Annotated in this window: 15 protein-coding genes; 8 read left to right on the top strand and 7 right to left on the bottom strand. The window is 38.2% G+C overall.

Annotated features, from left to right (window positions below):
* Positions 1-105: 105 nt before the first annotated feature.
* The gene (locus CDL10_RS02525; protein ID WP_100677081.1) at positions 106-828 is read right to left on the bottom strand and encodes a hypothetical protein; all 723 of its coding nucleotides are present in this window, start codon (positions 826-828) and stop codon (positions 106-108) included.
* Between the two features lie 165 nt (positions 829-993).
* On the opposite strand from CDL10_RS02525, the gene prmC reads away from it, so the two are divergent.
* On the top strand, positions 994-1,836 hold the full coding sequence (gene prmC, locus CDL10_RS02520; RefSeq protein ID WP_100677080.1) for a peptide chain release factor N(5)-glutamine methyltransferase: 843 nt from the start codon (positions 994-996) through the stop codon (positions 1,834-1,836).
* Between the two features lie 66 nt (positions 1,837-1,902).
* Here prmC and CDL10_RS02515 read toward each other — a convergent pair whose 3' ends face one another.
* The 5 genes from CDL10_RS02515 to CDL10_RS02495 all read right to left on the bottom strand — a co-directional run bounded on the left by CDL10_RS02515 (position 1,903) and on the right by CDL10_RS02495 (position 5,816).
* Complete coding sequence (locus CDL10_RS02515) at positions 1,903-2,502, bottom strand: hypothetical protein (RefSeq protein WP_100677079.1); 600 nt, start codon at positions 2,500-2,502, stop codon at positions 1,903-1,905.
* A 67-nt stretch (positions 2,503-2,569) separates the two neighbouring features.
* Positions 2,570-3,877, bottom strand: a complete 1,308-nt coding sequence (locus CDL10_RS02510) for an MFS transporter (RefSeq protein ID WP_100677078.1) — start codon at positions 3,875-3,877, stop codon at positions 2,570-2,572.
* Between the two features lie 74 nt (positions 3,878-3,951).
* Complete coding sequence (locus CDL10_RS02505) at positions 3,952-4,761, bottom strand: M48 family metallopeptidase (RefSeq protein WP_100677077.1); 810 nt, start codon at positions 4,759-4,761, stop codon at positions 3,952-3,954.
* A 110-nt stretch (positions 4,762-4,871) separates the two neighbouring features.
* A complete protein-coding gene (locus tag CDL10_RS02500; RefSeq protein WP_100677076.1) occupies positions 4,872-5,309 on the bottom strand; it encodes an META domain-containing protein in 438 nt (145 codons plus the stop codon).
* Positions 5,310-5,333: 24 nt separating this feature from the next.
* Complete coding sequence (locus CDL10_RS02495) at positions 5,334-5,816, bottom strand: hypothetical protein (RefSeq protein ID WP_100677075.1); 483 nt, start codon at positions 5,814-5,816, stop codon at positions 5,334-5,336.
* A 106-nt stretch (positions 5,817-5,922) separates the two neighbouring features.
* Here CDL10_RS02495 and CDL10_RS02490 point away from each other — a divergent pair, with 106 nt between their 5' ends.
* Positions 5,923-7,296, top strand: coding sequence for an MATE family efflux transporter (locus CDL10_RS02490; protein ID WP_100677074.1), 1,374 nt, complete (start codon positions 5,923-5,925; stop codon positions 7,294-7,296).
* Positions 7,297-7,301: 5 nt separating this feature from the next.
* Complete coding sequence (locus CDL10_RS02485) at positions 7,302-7,538, top strand: hypothetical protein (protein ID WP_100677073.1); 237 nt, start codon at positions 7,302-7,304, stop codon at positions 7,536-7,538.
* Positions 7,539-7,749: 211 nt separating this feature from the next.
* Here CDL10_RS02485 and lon read toward each other — a convergent pair whose 3' ends face one another.
* Positions 7,750-10,203, bottom strand: a complete 2,454-nt coding sequence (lon, locus tag CDL10_RS02480; RefSeq protein WP_100677072.1) for an endopeptidase La — start codon at positions 10,201-10,203, stop codon at positions 7,750-7,752.
* Positions 10,204-10,513: 310 nt separating this feature from the next.
* Here lon and CDL10_RS02475 point away from each other — a divergent pair, with 310 nt between their 5' ends.
* The 5 genes from CDL10_RS02475 to recN are packed head-to-tail and all read left to right on the top strand — an operon-like array spanning position 10,514 to position 15,404.
* Entirely contained in the window at positions 10,514-11,326 is an 813-nt protein-coding gene (locus CDL10_RS02475) for an outer membrane protein assembly factor BamD (RefSeq protein WP_100677071.1), read from the top strand.
* Between the two features lie 4 nt (positions 11,327-11,330).
* Entirely contained in the window at positions 11,331-11,651 is a 321-nt protein-coding gene (locus CDL10_RS02470; protein WP_100677070.1) for a DNA-directed RNA polymerase subunit omega, read from the top strand.
* A gap of 3 nt (positions 11,652-11,654) precedes the next feature.
* Positions 11,655-12,863 carry a bifunctional phosphopantothenoylcysteine decarboxylase/phosphopantothenate--cysteine ligase CoaBC gene (gene coaBC / locus CDL10_RS02465; protein ID WP_100677069.1) on the top strand — a complete coding sequence of 403 codons (1,209 nt, stop codon included), beginning with the start codon at positions 11,655-11,657 and terminating at the stop codon, positions 12,861-12,863.
* Positions 12,856-13,743, top strand: a complete 888-nt coding sequence (gene porD / locus CDL10_RS02460; protein WP_100677068.1) for a type IX secretion system protein PorD — start codon at positions 12,856-12,858, stop codon at positions 13,741-13,743. The genes coaBC and porD overlap by 8 nt, the downstream gene beginning before the upstream one ends.
* 5 nt (positions 13,744-13,748) lie before the next feature.
* A complete protein-coding gene (gene recN, locus CDL10_RS02455) occupies positions 13,749-15,404 on the top strand; it encodes a DNA repair protein RecN (RefSeq protein WP_100677067.1) in 1,656 nt (551 codons plus the stop codon).
* The last annotated feature ends 22 nt before the right edge of the window (positions 15,405-15,426 follow it).

Raw genomic sequence — 15,426 nt, 5'->3', positions numbered from 1 at the left:
AAAAATACTAAGATTATTCCGGATAGGACTTTTTGCCGACTATTACAAAAAGAAAAACAGTACAAATATTACACTTGTACTGTTTTCTTATGAAGTTTCTTGTTACTATTCCTGGTAAGTAACGGAAATTGTTCCTTGTTCAGCACCTGATAGATTGATAGTTTTTGGGAATAAATTACCTTCAACAGCGTAGTTACTATAAGATAAATTTAATGTTTCACCATCTCCATCTGTAAGGGAGCTAATCAAATTTTGGCTTTTGCTCAATGGAAAAATATTGAAATAGGTATAAACCCAACCAGCTGTTTTTACATTTTTATTCATAGCTAAATCAGAATTGTATGTAATTTCAATACTACCTTCTGACTGTACAGTAATATTAACTAAATTACCGTTTTCATATTCGTAAAAAGAAGCAGTAGCACCTCCTACATTACTTAGATCTCCATTTGAAGTGATGTTCAAATTATCTATTTTTTCCGAATTATCTGAGTCGTCTTTTATTACTATTTTCACTGTTGTCGAAGTTGGATAACTAATGATATATTCAACTTTATCATTACTTCCTACAAATGATTCCACAGCTTTGGTTACACGTCCGCCACTATAAGTAAAATCATAAGTATAACCATCCAAATCGGTAAATTTGGTTAGGTAATTGTTATTGTCGTAAACAAAATATTCTTTACCATCGGCTCCGTGATCCATTATTGTTGGAACCATAGTATCAGCTGGGTTGCTTCCGCCTCCACCATTGTCATCGCTTGAACAAGATTGAAATGCCAAAGTACCTGCTGCCATTACAGCGATCAAAACTAATTTTTTCATAGATTTAATTTTTTATTAATGATTAATTAAAGAGCAAAAATAAGTAAAAATATCGTTCGCAGATATAAAATATTCATAAAGGTTTTTTTAACATGCACCATTACAAGCCAATCGATATGCTTTCTGATTGTTGTATATTTGCTGATAATTTGTCAATATTTACGAATGACACTAAACGATTATAAAAACTTTTTTGAGCAACAGTTAAACGGACTTTACGATGAGGAAGAACGTAAAGCTTTATTGGCTGTTGTTATGGACGAAGTTTTGAATTATTCCCGAGCCGATATGGTTCTGAAAAAAGATGAAGAACTGTTGCCGGAGATTCAGATACATCTGACAGAAGTTGTTACGCAATTGCAAAAGGAAATTCCTGTTCAATATATCTTTGGAAAAGCACATTTTTATGGGTATGAATTTAAGGTTAGTCCGGCGACATTGATTCCGAGAAGGGAAACCGAAGAATTGGTTGAATGGATTTTGGAAGCGATGAACCGCCAACCTCAAAAAAAATGGACAGTTTTGGACATTGGTACAGGTTCGGGCTGTATTCCGATAACGATAAAAAAAGAATTTTCTCTGGCAGAGGTTTCCGCTATAGATATTTCGCCCGAAGCCCTATCTATAGCTGAAGAAAATGCACATAATTTAAATGTAAAGATTCGTTTTATTCAACAAAATATCTTGGAAACAAAGACTTTGGATAAATACGACATCATTATTTCCAATCCGCCTTATGTTCGTCATTTGGAAAAAGCGGAAATGAAAAATAACGTATTACGACATGAACCGCATTTGGCATTGTTTGTAGAAAACGAAGACCCGTTGATTTTTTACCGTAAAATCATGCAGTTAGCCAAAGAAAGTCTGACCGAAAACGGCGTATTGTTTTTTGAAATCAACCAATATTTAGGAAATGAAATGACTGAATTGGTTTCGGAATATTTCGATAATGTAATTTTGAAAAAAGATTTGCAGGGAAATGACCGAATGATGAAAATATTCTGAGTAAAGCAAAAAAAGAGAAACCTTAAACTAAGACTTCTCTTTTATAAAATATGAAAAAACTAAAAACTATTCAACAGTAATATATTTGAATTCACCGTTTGTTACTAGCTGTGCAGTTGGATAAGGTACTCCTTGTTCCAACTCTAAACCATAAGGAGGAACTAATTCAAACTCGAAATTTCCTTCTATTTGTCGAGCATTTTCGTTGATTTCTGTGATGGTAATCGAACCGCGATTTAACTCAAAAATTTGGTCATCAGGAATATCCTGATTAGTATATTGTGTGCTATAATCCCAGTCCCATTCATCTCCCGCGTAGTTTAATCTGGCAGAAGAATATCCTGAATCCTCGGGAGAGAAATTACTGTAATAGGTACCATAATTTCCTTTTTCCGCTCCGCTGGCAATGATTCTAAAGCTAATGTTTCTGAAATCGTTATGCTCATCTTTGATGTTGACGTCAATAGTGAGAGAGCCATTACCAGACACAGAAGTGCTTATTTCATTGCCTTTGGCAACTCTCGTCACGCCATTTAAATCAAAACGAAGTATCTGCTCCCCCTGCTTGTAATCATTTTTTACTTCTTCGTCAATCGGCTCATTATCACAAGCAACAAACCCCGCTGACAGCAGGACAAAACTTAATATATATGAAATTTTTCTCATAGAAAGAGTGTTAATTTTTTCCAAATATAAAATTATTTTTTTGATTATTCCAAATCACTCGAATAATTTATGATTTTTTTATTTTAGATTGGGTTCTGTATAGTAAAATAACACCAACGATAAAAAACAGTACTAAAAATAATATGGCATTCTGCACTTTGCCAGTAATTTGTGTAATTAATCCGTAAATACTCATACCGATGATGATACCTATTTTTTCCGTAACATCATAAAAGCTGAAATAAGAAGTTGTATCGCCAGTCTCGGGGAGGAGTTTTGAGTAGGTCGAGCGGGATAGTGATTGAATACCTCCCATTACCAACCCGACCAATCCGGCAGCAATATAAAAATCGGTGGGCGTAACGACAAAATATGCGTCAATACATATTCCTACCCAAAGAATATTGATGATAATCAACGTGGGCATATTACCGATTTTTTGCGAAACTCTTGATGTGAGTAACGCTCCGGCAACAGCAATAATTTGTATAAGTAATATGCTGACAATTAATCCTATAACTCTTTCTGGATCTGAACCCCAGGCAACTTCTTTTTCGCCGAAATATGCTGCGATAATCATCACGGTTTGCACCGCCATACTATACACGAAGAAAGCTGTCAGATAAGATTTGATAATCGGCTGTTTGGCTACTTTTTTCATTACCCGTGAGATTTCTTTCAATCCAAGTAAGAAGACGCTACCTTTGAGTTTATTGCTGTTTCTGAAGTCAGGTAGCCGTCGATAAGAAATCTGGCTGAAACCAATCCACCATAAACCGACCATAACAAAGCTATATCGCATGGCTGTCAGCTCGTTATCAAAGCCAAACCATTCATGTTGAAGTATCATAACCAGATTGATAATAAGCAAGATAACACTACCGATATAGCCTAAAGCATAACCTTTGGCACTGATTCTGTCTTGTTGTTCTGCCAAAGCAATGTCCGGCAAATAAGAATTGTAAAAAACCAGACTTCCCCAAAAACCGATTAATGCCAATGAATAAAACAGCAATCCCAACCAAATATTTTCTAAACTAAAGAAATACAAAAGCATACAGGAAACCGCTCCGATATAACAGAACAGTTTCAGGAAAAACTTTTTATTTCCCAAATAATCTGCTACGCCCGAAAGTATAGGCGATAATAAAGCAACTACGGCAAAACTGAGAGCGGTAATATAACTAATAATGGATTCGCTCGGCACGTCTATGCCAAACATCAAGTAGCTATCTGTGTCTTTTAAGCGAAATAATGCACCATAAAAAAGTGGAAAAATAGATGAAGAAATGACCAAGGCATACACTGAATTTGCCCAATCGTAAAAAGCCCAGCCGTTGAGCACTTTGGTGTCTCCTTTTTGGAAATTTTTCATATTGTATAGATCGTAAAGTCTAAAGTCATAAAGGTAAACAGGCTCTTAACTTATTCATACTTTATGACTTTTTACTATCTTATTCCGAGTTTTTTTGCTTCACTTTTTGCTTCCGGAATAAATTTTTTGATATTGTTTATACGCGTATTGTGGCTCGGGTGTGTGCTCAAAAATTCCGGTGTTCCGCTACCGCCTGTCTGGCTACTCATTCTTTGCCAGAAATCAATTGCATCTCCCGGGTCGTATCCGGCAACTGCCATAAGGATTAATCCCAAACGATCGGCTTCTGACTCATGTGAACGACCGTAAGCTAACATTCCCATATTAGACGTTAGCCCGTAAGCCAAGGCGATACCTTGTTGTGTCAATGCGGAACTTTCAGAAGTGGCCATTCCAACAAGTACACCACCTGCAGATTGTGCCATTGCACCTTGCACGCGATGTTTTCCATGGCTTAGCAAGGCATGTGCTACTTCGTGTCCCATCACAGTTGCCAAGCCTGTTTCATTTTTGGTAATGGGCATAATTCCAGTAAAAACTGCAATTTGTCCGCCTGGCATACACCATGCGTTTGCTTGGTCATTTTGTATTAAATTATAATCCCATTTGTAATTTTTTAACCGGTCTTCCATACCCTTGGAACGCATCCATTTGATGGCAGCATTTTTAATCTTGCTTCCTACTCTGTCCACCATTTGGGCTTGGGCTGTCCCGGTTACCACTTTACTTTCTTTAAGAAAATCAGTGTATTGGGTGTAAGCCATCGGAATGAGGTAACTATCCTCGTCTATTACGCTAAATTGTTTTTTTCCGGTTAGCGGATTGGTAGCACAGGCAACCAATAATAATCCGGCTGATGCTAATAAAATGGTTTTAATTTTCATCTTTATTTTTATTTCAAAAATAATAGGTTTTCTGATGATTTCAAAATATAGGGAAATAAAAACCTGTCAATTTTTCAAAACTGACAGGTTTGGTAATGTTGTGTATATCGTTACAATTTACTGTAAGTGGCAACAACTTGCTGGTTTTCATTTAATAGTTCTATTTGTTTGCCGTCTGTGCGGAAACTTTTTACCGTACTGAAAGGAACGCTGAATAATTCCCATTCGCAGTACATTCTCGTTGCCCGGAATAAACCAAACTCCAATTGGTTGCCGGTTTGGGTGTATTCGCCCGACATTCCGTTGCAGCCGTCGGAAGTACCGGCATAGCCGTCATTGAATTTCAAAGCGATGTGTTCACTTTGCATTTGTTCAGGTTTCACGAACTTTCTGTCCCCGACAGATTCCAGCTTCCATTCTGAACCTTCCAGTGAAAAATCTTTAATCATCGTAGTTTCGTTTTTGTTTTTTCCGTTTAAGCATTTGCATGAGGTAAATCCTACGCTCATTAAGCCGATGAATGCTATTGTCAAAATTTTTTTAGTCATGGTGTGAGTAGTTTTTGTGATTAATTATTTTTTTAGGCTAAACCCATAGGCAACTCTCAGTCCTAATTGGTCTAAATCATTATTCAAATAGTTTTCATAGCGTATGCTCACGTCGATGTACCGGTTGGCGAAACCAATAGACGGTGACAACAAAGCACTCGTGTCAAAATTAGATGTGCCGACCGCCCCGCCAGCCTCTGCCATCAAATAGATGTTTTGGCTTACGAAAGCCTTGAAACCGGCTTTTACAGGAACAAACCCAGCATCTTTTTCATCTGCAAACAGATGAGAGTAACCGGAAGTGAACGTTAATGAAGTTTTTCTCGAAAGGTCATATTGCAGACGAATGTCGCCACCCAACCCGAAGTTATAATCAGAGTTGGTGTCAAACCCACCGCTCAGCCCGAGTCCTAACCGGAAACCCCTCGGATAATCTGATGATTTTGTTTGAGCAAATGAAGCTGTTACGAACAACGAAACCAATATGGATAACAATACTTTTTTCATATTTACTTTAGTTTTTTCATAAATAACTTCAATTTATATGCCAAAGGTATAAAAATGTTTTTAGCTGAGATAATCTGATGTATCTTTGCCGAAAATTTTTTACCTCATGAATCTGTCGGTATATTTTCGGGAATTCAGCTATAACATCAGATTGGCTTATCCTATCATCGTTGCGATGTTGGGGCATACGCTCGTTGGTGTAATCGATAATATCATGGTGGGCAGGATAGGGGCGACTGAGCTGGCTGCAGCATCGTTGGCGAATAGTTTTGTGTTTATTGCACTGGCAACAGGAGTAGGTTTTTCGACTGCGATAACGCCATTGATTGCCACCACCGATGCCGAACGAAACGACAAGGAAGGACAGCGTATTTTCTTGAATGGTCTGATAATGTGTGCATTTTTAGGAATAATTCTGTTCAGTGTATTATTCTCGCTTAAACCATTGATAAACGTTATGGAACAACCTGAAGAAGTGACCCGTATGGCAAAACCTTTTCTTGATATTGTCGGGTTTTCTTTGGTTCCGGCAATTGCTTTTCAGGGACTTAAACAATTTTCAGACGGTAAATCCTTTACCCGCTATTCGATGTATGCCACATTAATTGCGAATATTTTTAATGTGATTTTTAATTACTGCCTGATTTATGGTGTGTGGTTTTTCCCCGAAATGGGGTATATGGGCGTGGCATACGGCACGCTTCTCTCACGGATAATCATGTTGATTTATTTGTATTTTGCGTTGAAAAGCAATGTTGCTTTATCGCCGTTCATCAATCGTTTGACGCTGAAAGATTTTTCATGGGAAAAATGTAAAGATATATTTAAAATCGGTGTACCTTCCGGAATGCAATCACTTTTTGAAGTAGGTTTGTTTACAGGGGCGGTGTGGCTTACCGGAATGATTGGCACGGCAGCACAGGCAGCCAATCAAATTGCCTTGTCCATGGCATCGCTGGTGTTTATGTTCGTGTCGGGGCTCAGCGTGGCAGCTATGATTAGAGTTGGTAATCAAGTCGGGTTGAAAGATTATAAGAAGATGAAAATTGTCGCCGGGTCAATCATGCTGATGTCTGTTATCTTGAATGCATTTTTTGCTATATTGTTTTTTATTTTCCATAAGCAGATACCGCTATTATTCATTAATGCCGACCACGAATTGCAGGGCGATTTGAGTGCCGAAGTGATACATATTGCAGGAAAACTCATTATTATTGCAGGACTTTTCCAGATTTCTGATGGTATTCAGGTAACGATTTTAGGCTCACTAAGAGGCTTACGGGACGTAACCATACCGATGATTTTGACTTTCGTTTCTTATTGGCTGGTTGGTTACAGCATTTGTATTTATTTAGGTTTATATACTGATTTGGGAGCAATAGGTATCTGGTTAGGATTATTAGCTGGGTTAACTGTCGCTGCCATTGCACTCTATTACCGATTCCAATATATGTCTAACAGATTAATTCAAAACACATAAATATCATGAATTTACCACAATTTGTTTTAGCTGATAACAGCAATTTTCCAGATGCTATATTTGTTATTCATTTGGATTACCCCAGATTTATCATCAATCTTGAGGACGGCGATTTGACCTTTTTGGAACCGGTCGATGAAAGTGATGAAAATGAACTGGAAGAAGAAATGGAACATTTGATTGACCAGGCACAGGCTTTTTATGATAAAGAAATCAGTTTTTACGAAGAACAGGATATTTAGAGCCTGTTTAGAGTTGGAATAACTGAAAGTTTTAAATTAATCGCATAACTTGCATTCTGTAGGAATCTCTGTAAATACTACAGAGATTCCTATGGAATGATAAATATGATACTTCAATTTTTTAGCAGCTAAGCTAAGACAGAGAGTGGTTTCTACGCTAAGTATATTCTTTGAGCCTTTGTGACCAAATATTACTTTTTGGAATTGATTACTACAAAAACGATTTCGCATTTTTGACTTTTTGTTTGGTCAAAGCCAAATCTACTACTTCCCTCATGTTTTCTACATAATAGAAAGTCAATCCTTTCAGGTATTCTGGTTTGATTTCGCCAATATCGCGTTGGTTTTCTTTGCAAAGAATAATCTCTTTGATATTAGCACGTTTGGCAGCCAGAATTTTTTCTTTGATTCCGCCTACCGGTAATACTTTTCCTCTTAACGTGATTTCGCCTGTCATAGCGATATTTTTCTTTACTTTTCTTTGTGTAAATGTTGATAACATTGAGGTCAGCATAGCAATGCCGGCACTTGGTCCGTCTTTTGGTGTGGCACCTTCCGGCACGTGAACGTGAATTTTATATTTTTCAAATATCTCATCATCTAACCCGAGTTCGCCTGCATTGGCTTTGATATATTCCAAAGCAATGGTTGCAGATTCTTTCATTACATTACCCAGATTTCCGGTCATAGACAAGCCTCCTTTACCTTTTGAAAGTATCGATTCGATATACAGAATGTCGCCGCCTACTCTTGTCCATGCCAAGCCGGTAACTACTCCGGCTGTTTCATTATTTTCGTATAAATCATGATGAAATTTCGGTTTGCCCAGTATTTCGATGATTTCTTCGCTGCTCAGTTTATTTTTTACTTCTTCGCCCATAACAACCGATTTCGCAATACCCCGAACCAGATTAGCAATTTGTTTTTCCAACCTTCTCACACCGGATTCTCTGGTGTAGCGGGTAATGATAAACTCCAGTTCTTTTTTCGACAATGTGAGGGATTTTGCATCTAATCCGTGTTCTTTCAATTGTTTAGGTAGTAAATGTTTGCGAGCAATTTCGATTTTTTCTTCAATGGTGTAGCCATTCATTTCGATGATTTCCATACGGTCGAGCAAAGCAGGCTGAATGGTATTCAGGCTATTTGAAGTGGCGATAAACATCACTTTAGACAAATCGTATCCCATTTCGAGGAAATTGTCATAAAACTCATGATTTTGTTCAGGGTCCAACACTTCGAGCATCGCTGATGACGGGTCGCCGTGATTGGAGTGTGACAATTTGTCGATTTCATCTAATAAGAAAACAGGATTGGACGTTTTAGCTTTTTTAATCGATTGGATAATCCGTCCGGGCATCGCCCCGATATACGTTTTTCTGTGACCTCTGATTTCGGCTTCGTCACGCAATCCACCCAGTGAAATACGAACGTATTCTCTGCCTAAAGCCTTGGCTATAGATTTTCCGATAGACGTTTTTCCTACTCCCGGCGGACCATACAAGCACAATATCGGGGCTTTCATGTCATTTCTGAGTTTTAGCACAGCCATGTGTTCGATAACTCTTTTTTTGACATCTTCCAGTCCGTAGTGGTCTTTGTTTAATACTTTCTGAGCATTGTTCAGGTCAAATTTATCTTTGCTGTATTCATTCCAAGGCAATTCTAATAGCAATTCGAGATAATTCCGTTGGATAGCAAATTCAGCAACTTGTGGATTCATTCGTTGTAATTTCGATAATTCTTTGTCGAAATGCTCAGCGATTTTCTCGTCCCACTTTTTGGCTTTGGCTTTTTTTCGCATATCCTCAATTTCCTGCTCATGCGAAAATCCGCCCAATTCTTCCTGAATAGTTTTGATTTGCTGATGCAGAAAATATTCTTTTTGCTGCTGGTCTAAATCCATTCTTACCTTGGACTGAATGTCGTTTTTCAGATTGAGTTTTTGAAGCTCAAGATTGAGTTTCTGCAAAGTAATCAATGCTCTCTCTTTCAAATCGTCCATTTCCAGGATTTGCTGTTTTTCTTCGACGGGCAACTGAATGTTGGAAGAAACAAAATTGACAAGGAAAGAACTGCTTTCGATATTTTTAATAGCAAAAGACGCTTCGGTCGGAATGTTCGGATTTTCTGTAATGATTTCCAGTGAAGTATCTTTGATGCCGTCAATAATTGCTTTGAATTCAGCATCGTCAGCTATTGGACGACTTTCCGGCAAAGATTTTATTTTTGCTTTGAGAAAAGGTGTTTCCTGCGTGAGGTGGTCAATCTCAAAACGTTTTTTACCCTGTAAAATGATAGTTGTATTTCCGTCAGGTAATTTCAACGTTTTCAGAATCTGAGCGACTGTTCCGATTTTATGTATATCGTTAATTCCCGGGTCTTCCGTTTCTTCATTGATTTGAGCGACTACGCCCAAAACCTTATTTCCGGAATTGGCATATTTGATTAATTCGATAGATTTATCTCTTCCGGCTGTAATGGGAATAACCACGCCCGGAAACATGACCATATTTCTGAGTGGTAATATAGGAAGTTCGTCCGGCAATGTTTCTTTATTCATTTCTTCCTCGTCTTCGGGCGAAAGTAACGGAATAAATTCTGCATCGGGATCTAAATCCTGTAAAGATATTTCGGCTAATGATATTAATTTCTGTTTTGTCATATTTTTAATGTCAGTTTGTCAGTTTTTGTAATAGCTGTAATCAGTTTGTTTGCTGATAAATGTTTATATTGTTGATGTACAGTATTTTATGTTTTTACCTTGCTTCGGCGGTTTATAATAGGTCAATCATTATGCCAACTTTTAAACAGATTTCTTTATCATGATATTAACATCGATATATATCATAATGTATAATTTAGCGACCTGAGTTAATAAACTTGAAAAAATAGGTTGTAACATAATAAGATAAGTATTAAATTTGCATTTGCTTTTGTTGTGTAAATATGGCAAGGGCACAAAAAATCATTATATGAAGAAATACGCACTCGTAATTGGTTTCGCATGGGTTTTGGTTGGTTGTTCCACTTATCAGAAGGCGGTAAAGTCTGATGATGTTGAGCATCAGCTGGCTATTGCTAATCAATTGTTCGAAGAAGGAAATTTTAGCAAAGCTGCTAATTTGTACGAATTAATTGAGAAAAAAGAAGGCTGGAAACCTGAGCGGGAAGAGATGTTCGTGAATTATGTTACGGCACTCAATGAGCGAAAAAAATACGAACTGGTAGCTCCGGTAACGAACAAATTTAATATGCTTTTTCCAAGCAGTACCTTCAGAGAACAGATGTTGTATATGAATGCAATGGCTTTGTATAACCAATCTGAAAGCTATTCGACCGACCAGCATATTACGCACGAAGCCATAGAAAAATTTAATGAGTTTACCAGAAGTTTTCCGAATTCGTCCTTATATATGGACGCCCAGAAAATGAAGTATGAGCTCAATACCAGGCTGGAGAAAAAAGCCTATGAAAACGCCAAACTATACAATACTATCGGTGAATATACCAGAGATTACAACGCAGCCATCGTTGCTCTAGATAATTTTCTGAGAGATTATCCTTCAGGCGAATATAAAGAAGATGCCTTGTACTACAAATTTGATTCGGCATACAAACTGGCAATAAACAGTGTGTACGGAAAAATGCAGGAAAGGCTGAATAAGGCAGTTACTTATTATAACCAGCTGATTGCCTACGATGACAATACAAAATACAAAGAACAGGCTGACAGACAGCTACAAAGAATAGAAAAAGAACTGACTCAATTTACAAAATCAAAATAGAAAAATGGATTTAAAAAACACCAAAGCAGCAAACAATACAATCACGTATAACAAGGCTGAAATCGAGGCACCTGCGGGAAATATCTACAGAGCGATAAACATCATTTCTAAAAGAGCTACACAAATCGGTGTGGAAATCAAAAAAGAGCTGGTGGGAAAATTAGATGAATTTGCTACATACAACGATAGCTTAGAAGAAGTTTTTGAAAACAAAGAGCAAATCGAAGTATCTAAATTTTACGAAAGATTACCTAAACCTCAGGCATTAGCCATAGAAGAGTGGTTGCAAGGAAAAATTACCTACACCGAAGTAGATAACAAATAATCAATGAATTCTCTGAGCGGAAAACATATTGTACTTGGCGTTACTGCCGGAATCGCTGCCTACAAAACAGCGTATTTGGTCAGATTGTTGGTCAAGTCTGGTGCTGAAGTTCAGGTGGTTATGACCCCTGATGCCGCCGAGTTTGTCACTCCGCTCACGCTTTCAACTTTATCTAAAAAACCGGTGTATGTTGATTTGATTCATCGCTCAGCATCGACTGTAAGCTGGAACAACCATGTCGAAATCGCTCAATGGGCTGATTTACTGATTATCGCTCCGGCAACTGCCAACACTATGGCGAAAATGGTCAACGGACAATGTGATAATCTATTGATGGCTGTATATATGTCAGCAAAAACCCCGGTAATGTTTGCTCCGGCAATGGATTTGGATATGTATCAGCATCCGTCCACGAAAAACAATATTTCCCGGTTACAATCGTTCGGAAATATACTTATTCCTGCCGAATCAGGCGAACTGGCATCAGGTTTGACAGGCGAGGGCAGAATGGCTGAACCGGAAACGATATTCCGCCATATTGAAAACCATTTTTGTGCCGGTAAACCATTGAGCGGAAAAAAAATAACAATTACTGCCGGACCAACATACGAACCCATTGACCCCGTACGTTTTATAGGAAATCATTCGAGCGGAAAAATGGGATTTGAACTGGCTGAAGCAGCCGCAGAGAGAGGGGCAGAAGTAACCTTGGTTAGCGGACCGACAAATTTGCAACCCGAAAATACTTCTATTCATTGGGTAAGGGTGCAGACGGCTCAGGAAATGTTTGATGCCTGTGAAAAAACATTTGCTACAACAGATGTTTTTATTGCATCGGCAGCAGTTGCAGATTACAAACCAAAACATAAAGCCGAGCAGAAAATCAAAAAATCAGCTGGTACTATGCAGATTGAATTAGAAAAAAATCCGGATATACTGGCAACTTTAGGGCAGCAAAAAACACATCAGTTAGTGATTGGATTTGCACTGGAAACCGAGAATGAGTTGGAAAATGCCCAACAAAAATTACAGAAGAAAAATGCAGACTTAATCGTTTTAAATTCGCTGAATGATTCCGGAGCAGGTTTTGGCACAGATACCAACAAAGTAACTTTTGTTTTTAAAAATAAACAAGCCGAATCATTGCCATTGATGTCAAAAACGAAAGTAGCAGAAGCAATAATTGAACAAATAATTACTCATTATGAATAAGTTAGTGTACATTTTCCTGACATTTTTTTTAGCTGTTTACACCATGCAGGCACAAGAGTTGAATTGTACAGTAACCATTAATACCGAGAGTATTCAGACCAATGACCGCCGTATATTCAACACTTTGGAAAGTGCTGTTACCAATTTCATGAACAATACGCAGTGGACAAACCAAAACTACAACTTCAACGAAAAAATTAATTGCAGTATCATCATTTTTATTCAGGAACAGAATAACAATGATTTTAAAGCCATGTTGCAGGTTATTTCTTCACGACCTGTTTACAATTCTGATTACAATTCGCCAGTATTTAACTGGAAAGACGAAAGATTTAATTTTACTTACATCGAAAATGAACCGCTGAATTACAATCCGAACGCTTATCAATCGGAATTGGTATCAGTTTTGTCGTTTTATGCCAATATGATTGTCGGATTAGATGCCGACACATTTTCTTTAAATCGGGGAAATCAGTCTTATGCAGCAGCACAAAGCATTCTGAGTGCGGCTCAGCAGCAAGGCGGTTCGGGCTGGCAACAAGCCGACGGACGCAGTAGCCGTTATTTTCTGATTACCGAGTTGCTGAATAGTTCCTATTCGAATTACCGCAAAGCCTTGTATGAATATCATCGCGAAGGCATGGATCAAATGGCAGAAAACCCGCTTGCCGCCAAACAAGGTGTGCAAAAATCTATAGAAACATTGGCACAAATTCACAATATGCGTCCGAATGCTTTATTGACCAGAGTGTTTTTTGATGCCAAGGCAGACGAAATATTCTCTGTTTTTCTTGCAGGTCCCGATTATGACGTGCAATCGGTCAGAGAAACGCTCAATCGTATTTATCCGCAGGCGAATGCCAAATGGAATAGTTTCTAATTGATATGCTCACACATTTATCTATTCAGAATTTTACGTTGATTGAAAAATCGGAGGTAGATTTCGGTCAGGGTTTCTCAATAATTACAGGAGAAACCGGTGCCGGAAAATCTATTTTGCTCGATGCTTTACAGCTCGTTATGGGGCGGCGTGCCGATTTGGGAGTAATCCGTGATGTTGATAATAAATGTGTCATTGAAGCGGTTTTTCATATTCCGGAATATGATTTAAAACCTTTTTTCGAGCAAAATGAACTTGAATATGAGGAAGAAACTATTATCCGGAGAGAGATTTTGTCGTCCGGAAAATCGAGAGCATTTGTGAATGATTCGCCGGTAAAGCTACCGGTTTTGCAACTATTGGCGGAACAGCTGATTGATATTCATTCGCAACACCAGACAACGGCTTTGTATGAAGAAAGTTATTTGTTGGATTTGCTGGATATCTTCGGACAGATTTCCGAAGAAAAAGAAACTTACCAGGCAGATTTTACCACTTATAAATCTTTGGGCAAAGCGTTGAATCAAAAAACAGAAAAACTCAACAACTTGCTGCAAACCAAAGATTATAATACATTTTTGTTGCAAGAACTTCAGGAAGCTGACCTGAAAGATGGCGAGCAGGAAGAACTGGAAGAGCAATTGCAACAACTGCAAAATGTAGAACAGATTCAGGAATCGTTGGCGAAAACTTATGCGGTTTTAAATGAAGACGGATACGGCATTTTACAACGATTGAATGAAGCGAAACAAAGCTTGCAGAAACTGACCGGAATCAGTGAAAAATATCAACAGTTATTCGACCGTTTAAACAGTGTGGATATTGAGTTGAAAGATTTGTCTGATGAAGTGGAAAGTGAGGCTCAGCAAGTGCAGCACGAACCGGATACATTAGAATTTATTACCGGAAAGCTGCAACAAATTTACCGTTTGCAACAGAAACATCAGGTCAAAACCGTATCAGAACTTTTGGCTATTCGAGACCGATTGAATCAGGAGGTTTTTGAGGTAGAGGATATTGAATTTGAAATTAGTCAGCTGGAAGAACAACAGCAGTTGTTGAAACAAAAATTACGTAAGCAAGCCGACGAAATACACCAAAAACGAAAAAAAACGATTCCGCAATTAACCCGGAATATTGAAGAAACGCTCAGACCTTTGGGTATGCCGAATGCACATTTTGTTTTTAATCTGATTCCGTTGAAAGATTTTTCAGCTTCCGGAACTGATCAGCTTGAAGTGTTGTTTTCTGCTAATAAAGGAATTCAGGCTGCACCATTGAAAAAATCGGCTTCGGGTGGCGAAATGTCCAGAATTATGCTGGCACTGAAAGCTATTCTGGCTCAGTATGTGAGCTTACCGACTTTAATCTTTGACGAAATAGATACCGGAGTTTCCGGCGAAATAGCTGCCCGAATGGCAGAAATTATGCAAGAAATCGGTAAGAACCGACAGGTTATCAGCATTACCCATTTGCCGCAAGTGGCAGCTAAAGGAATGCAACATTACAAAGTCCGTAAGCAGCAAGACGGGGAAAAAGCGGTTTCGGATATCGTATTGCTCAACCAAGCGGAAAGGGTAGAGGAAATCGCTTCGATGCTTTCGGGTGGAGAAATTTCCAAATCGGCATTATCCCATGCAAAAAGTCTTTTGGGAGTGTAGTGTTTTTTTCGAAATTAATTTA

The organism is Avrilella dinanensis (genome assembly GCF_002807015.1).
GTDB classification, from domain to species: domain Bacteria; phylum Bacteroidota; class Bacteroidia; order Flavobacteriales; family Flavobacteriaceae; genus Flavobacterium; species Flavobacterium dinanensis.
The sequence above is the reverse complement of the archived record's forward strand: the minus strand, read 5'-3'. Positions and strand labels throughout refer to the sequence as shown.

Coding starts and splice junctions, on each gene's coding strand:
- CDL10_RS02525 (WP_100677081.1), bottom strand. CDS start 828: ATGAAAAAATTAGTTTTGATCGCTGTAATGGCAGCAGGTACTTTGGCA.
- prmC (WP_100677080.1), top strand. CDS start 994: ATGACACTAAACGATTATAAAAACTTTTTTGAGCAACAGTTAAACGGA.
- CDL10_RS02515 (WP_100677079.1), bottom strand. CDS start 2,502: ATGAGAAAAATTTCATATATATTAAGTTTTGTCCTGCTGTCAGCGGGG.
- CDL10_RS02510 (WP_100677078.1), bottom strand. CDS start 3,877: ATGAAAAATTTCCAAAAAGGAGACACCAAAGTGCTCAACGGCTGGGCT.
- CDL10_RS02505 (WP_100677077.1), bottom strand. CDS start 4,761: ATGAAAATTAAAACCATTTTATTAGCATCAGCCGGATTATTATTGGTT.
- CDL10_RS02500 (WP_100677076.1), bottom strand. CDS start 5,309: ATGACTAAAAAAATTTTGACAATAGCATTCATCGGCTTAATGAGCGTA.
- CDL10_RS02495 (WP_100677075.1), bottom strand. CDS start 5,816: ATGAAAAAAGTATTGTTATCCATATTGGTTTCGTTGTTCGTAACAGCT.
- CDL10_RS02490 (WP_100677074.1), top strand. CDS start 5,923: ATGAATCTGTCGGTATATTTTCGGGAATTCAGCTATAACATCAGATTG.
- CDL10_RS02485 (WP_100677073.1), top strand. CDS start 7,302: ATGAATTTACCACAATTTGTTTTAGCTGATAACAGCAATTTTCCAGAT.
- lon (WP_100677072.1), bottom strand. CDS start 10,203: ATGACAAAACAGAAATTAATATCATTAGCCGAAATATCTTTACAGGAT.
- CDL10_RS02475 (WP_100677071.1), top strand. CDS start 10,514: ATGAAGAAATACGCACTCGTAATTGGTTTCGCATGGGTTTTGGTTGGT.
- CDL10_RS02470 (WP_100677070.1), top strand. CDS start 11,331: ATGGATTTAAAAAACACCAAAGCAGCAAACAATACAATCACGTATAAC.
- coaBC (WP_100677069.1), top strand. CDS start 11,655: ATGAATTCTCTGAGCGGAAAACATATTGTACTTGGCGTTACTGCCGGA.
- porD (WP_100677068.1), top strand. CDS start 12,856: ATGAATAAGTTAGTGTACATTTTCCTGACATTTTTTTTAGCTGTTTAC.
- recN (WP_100677067.1), top strand. CDS start 13,749: ATGCTCACACATTTATCTATTCAGAATTTTACGTTGATTGAAAAATCG.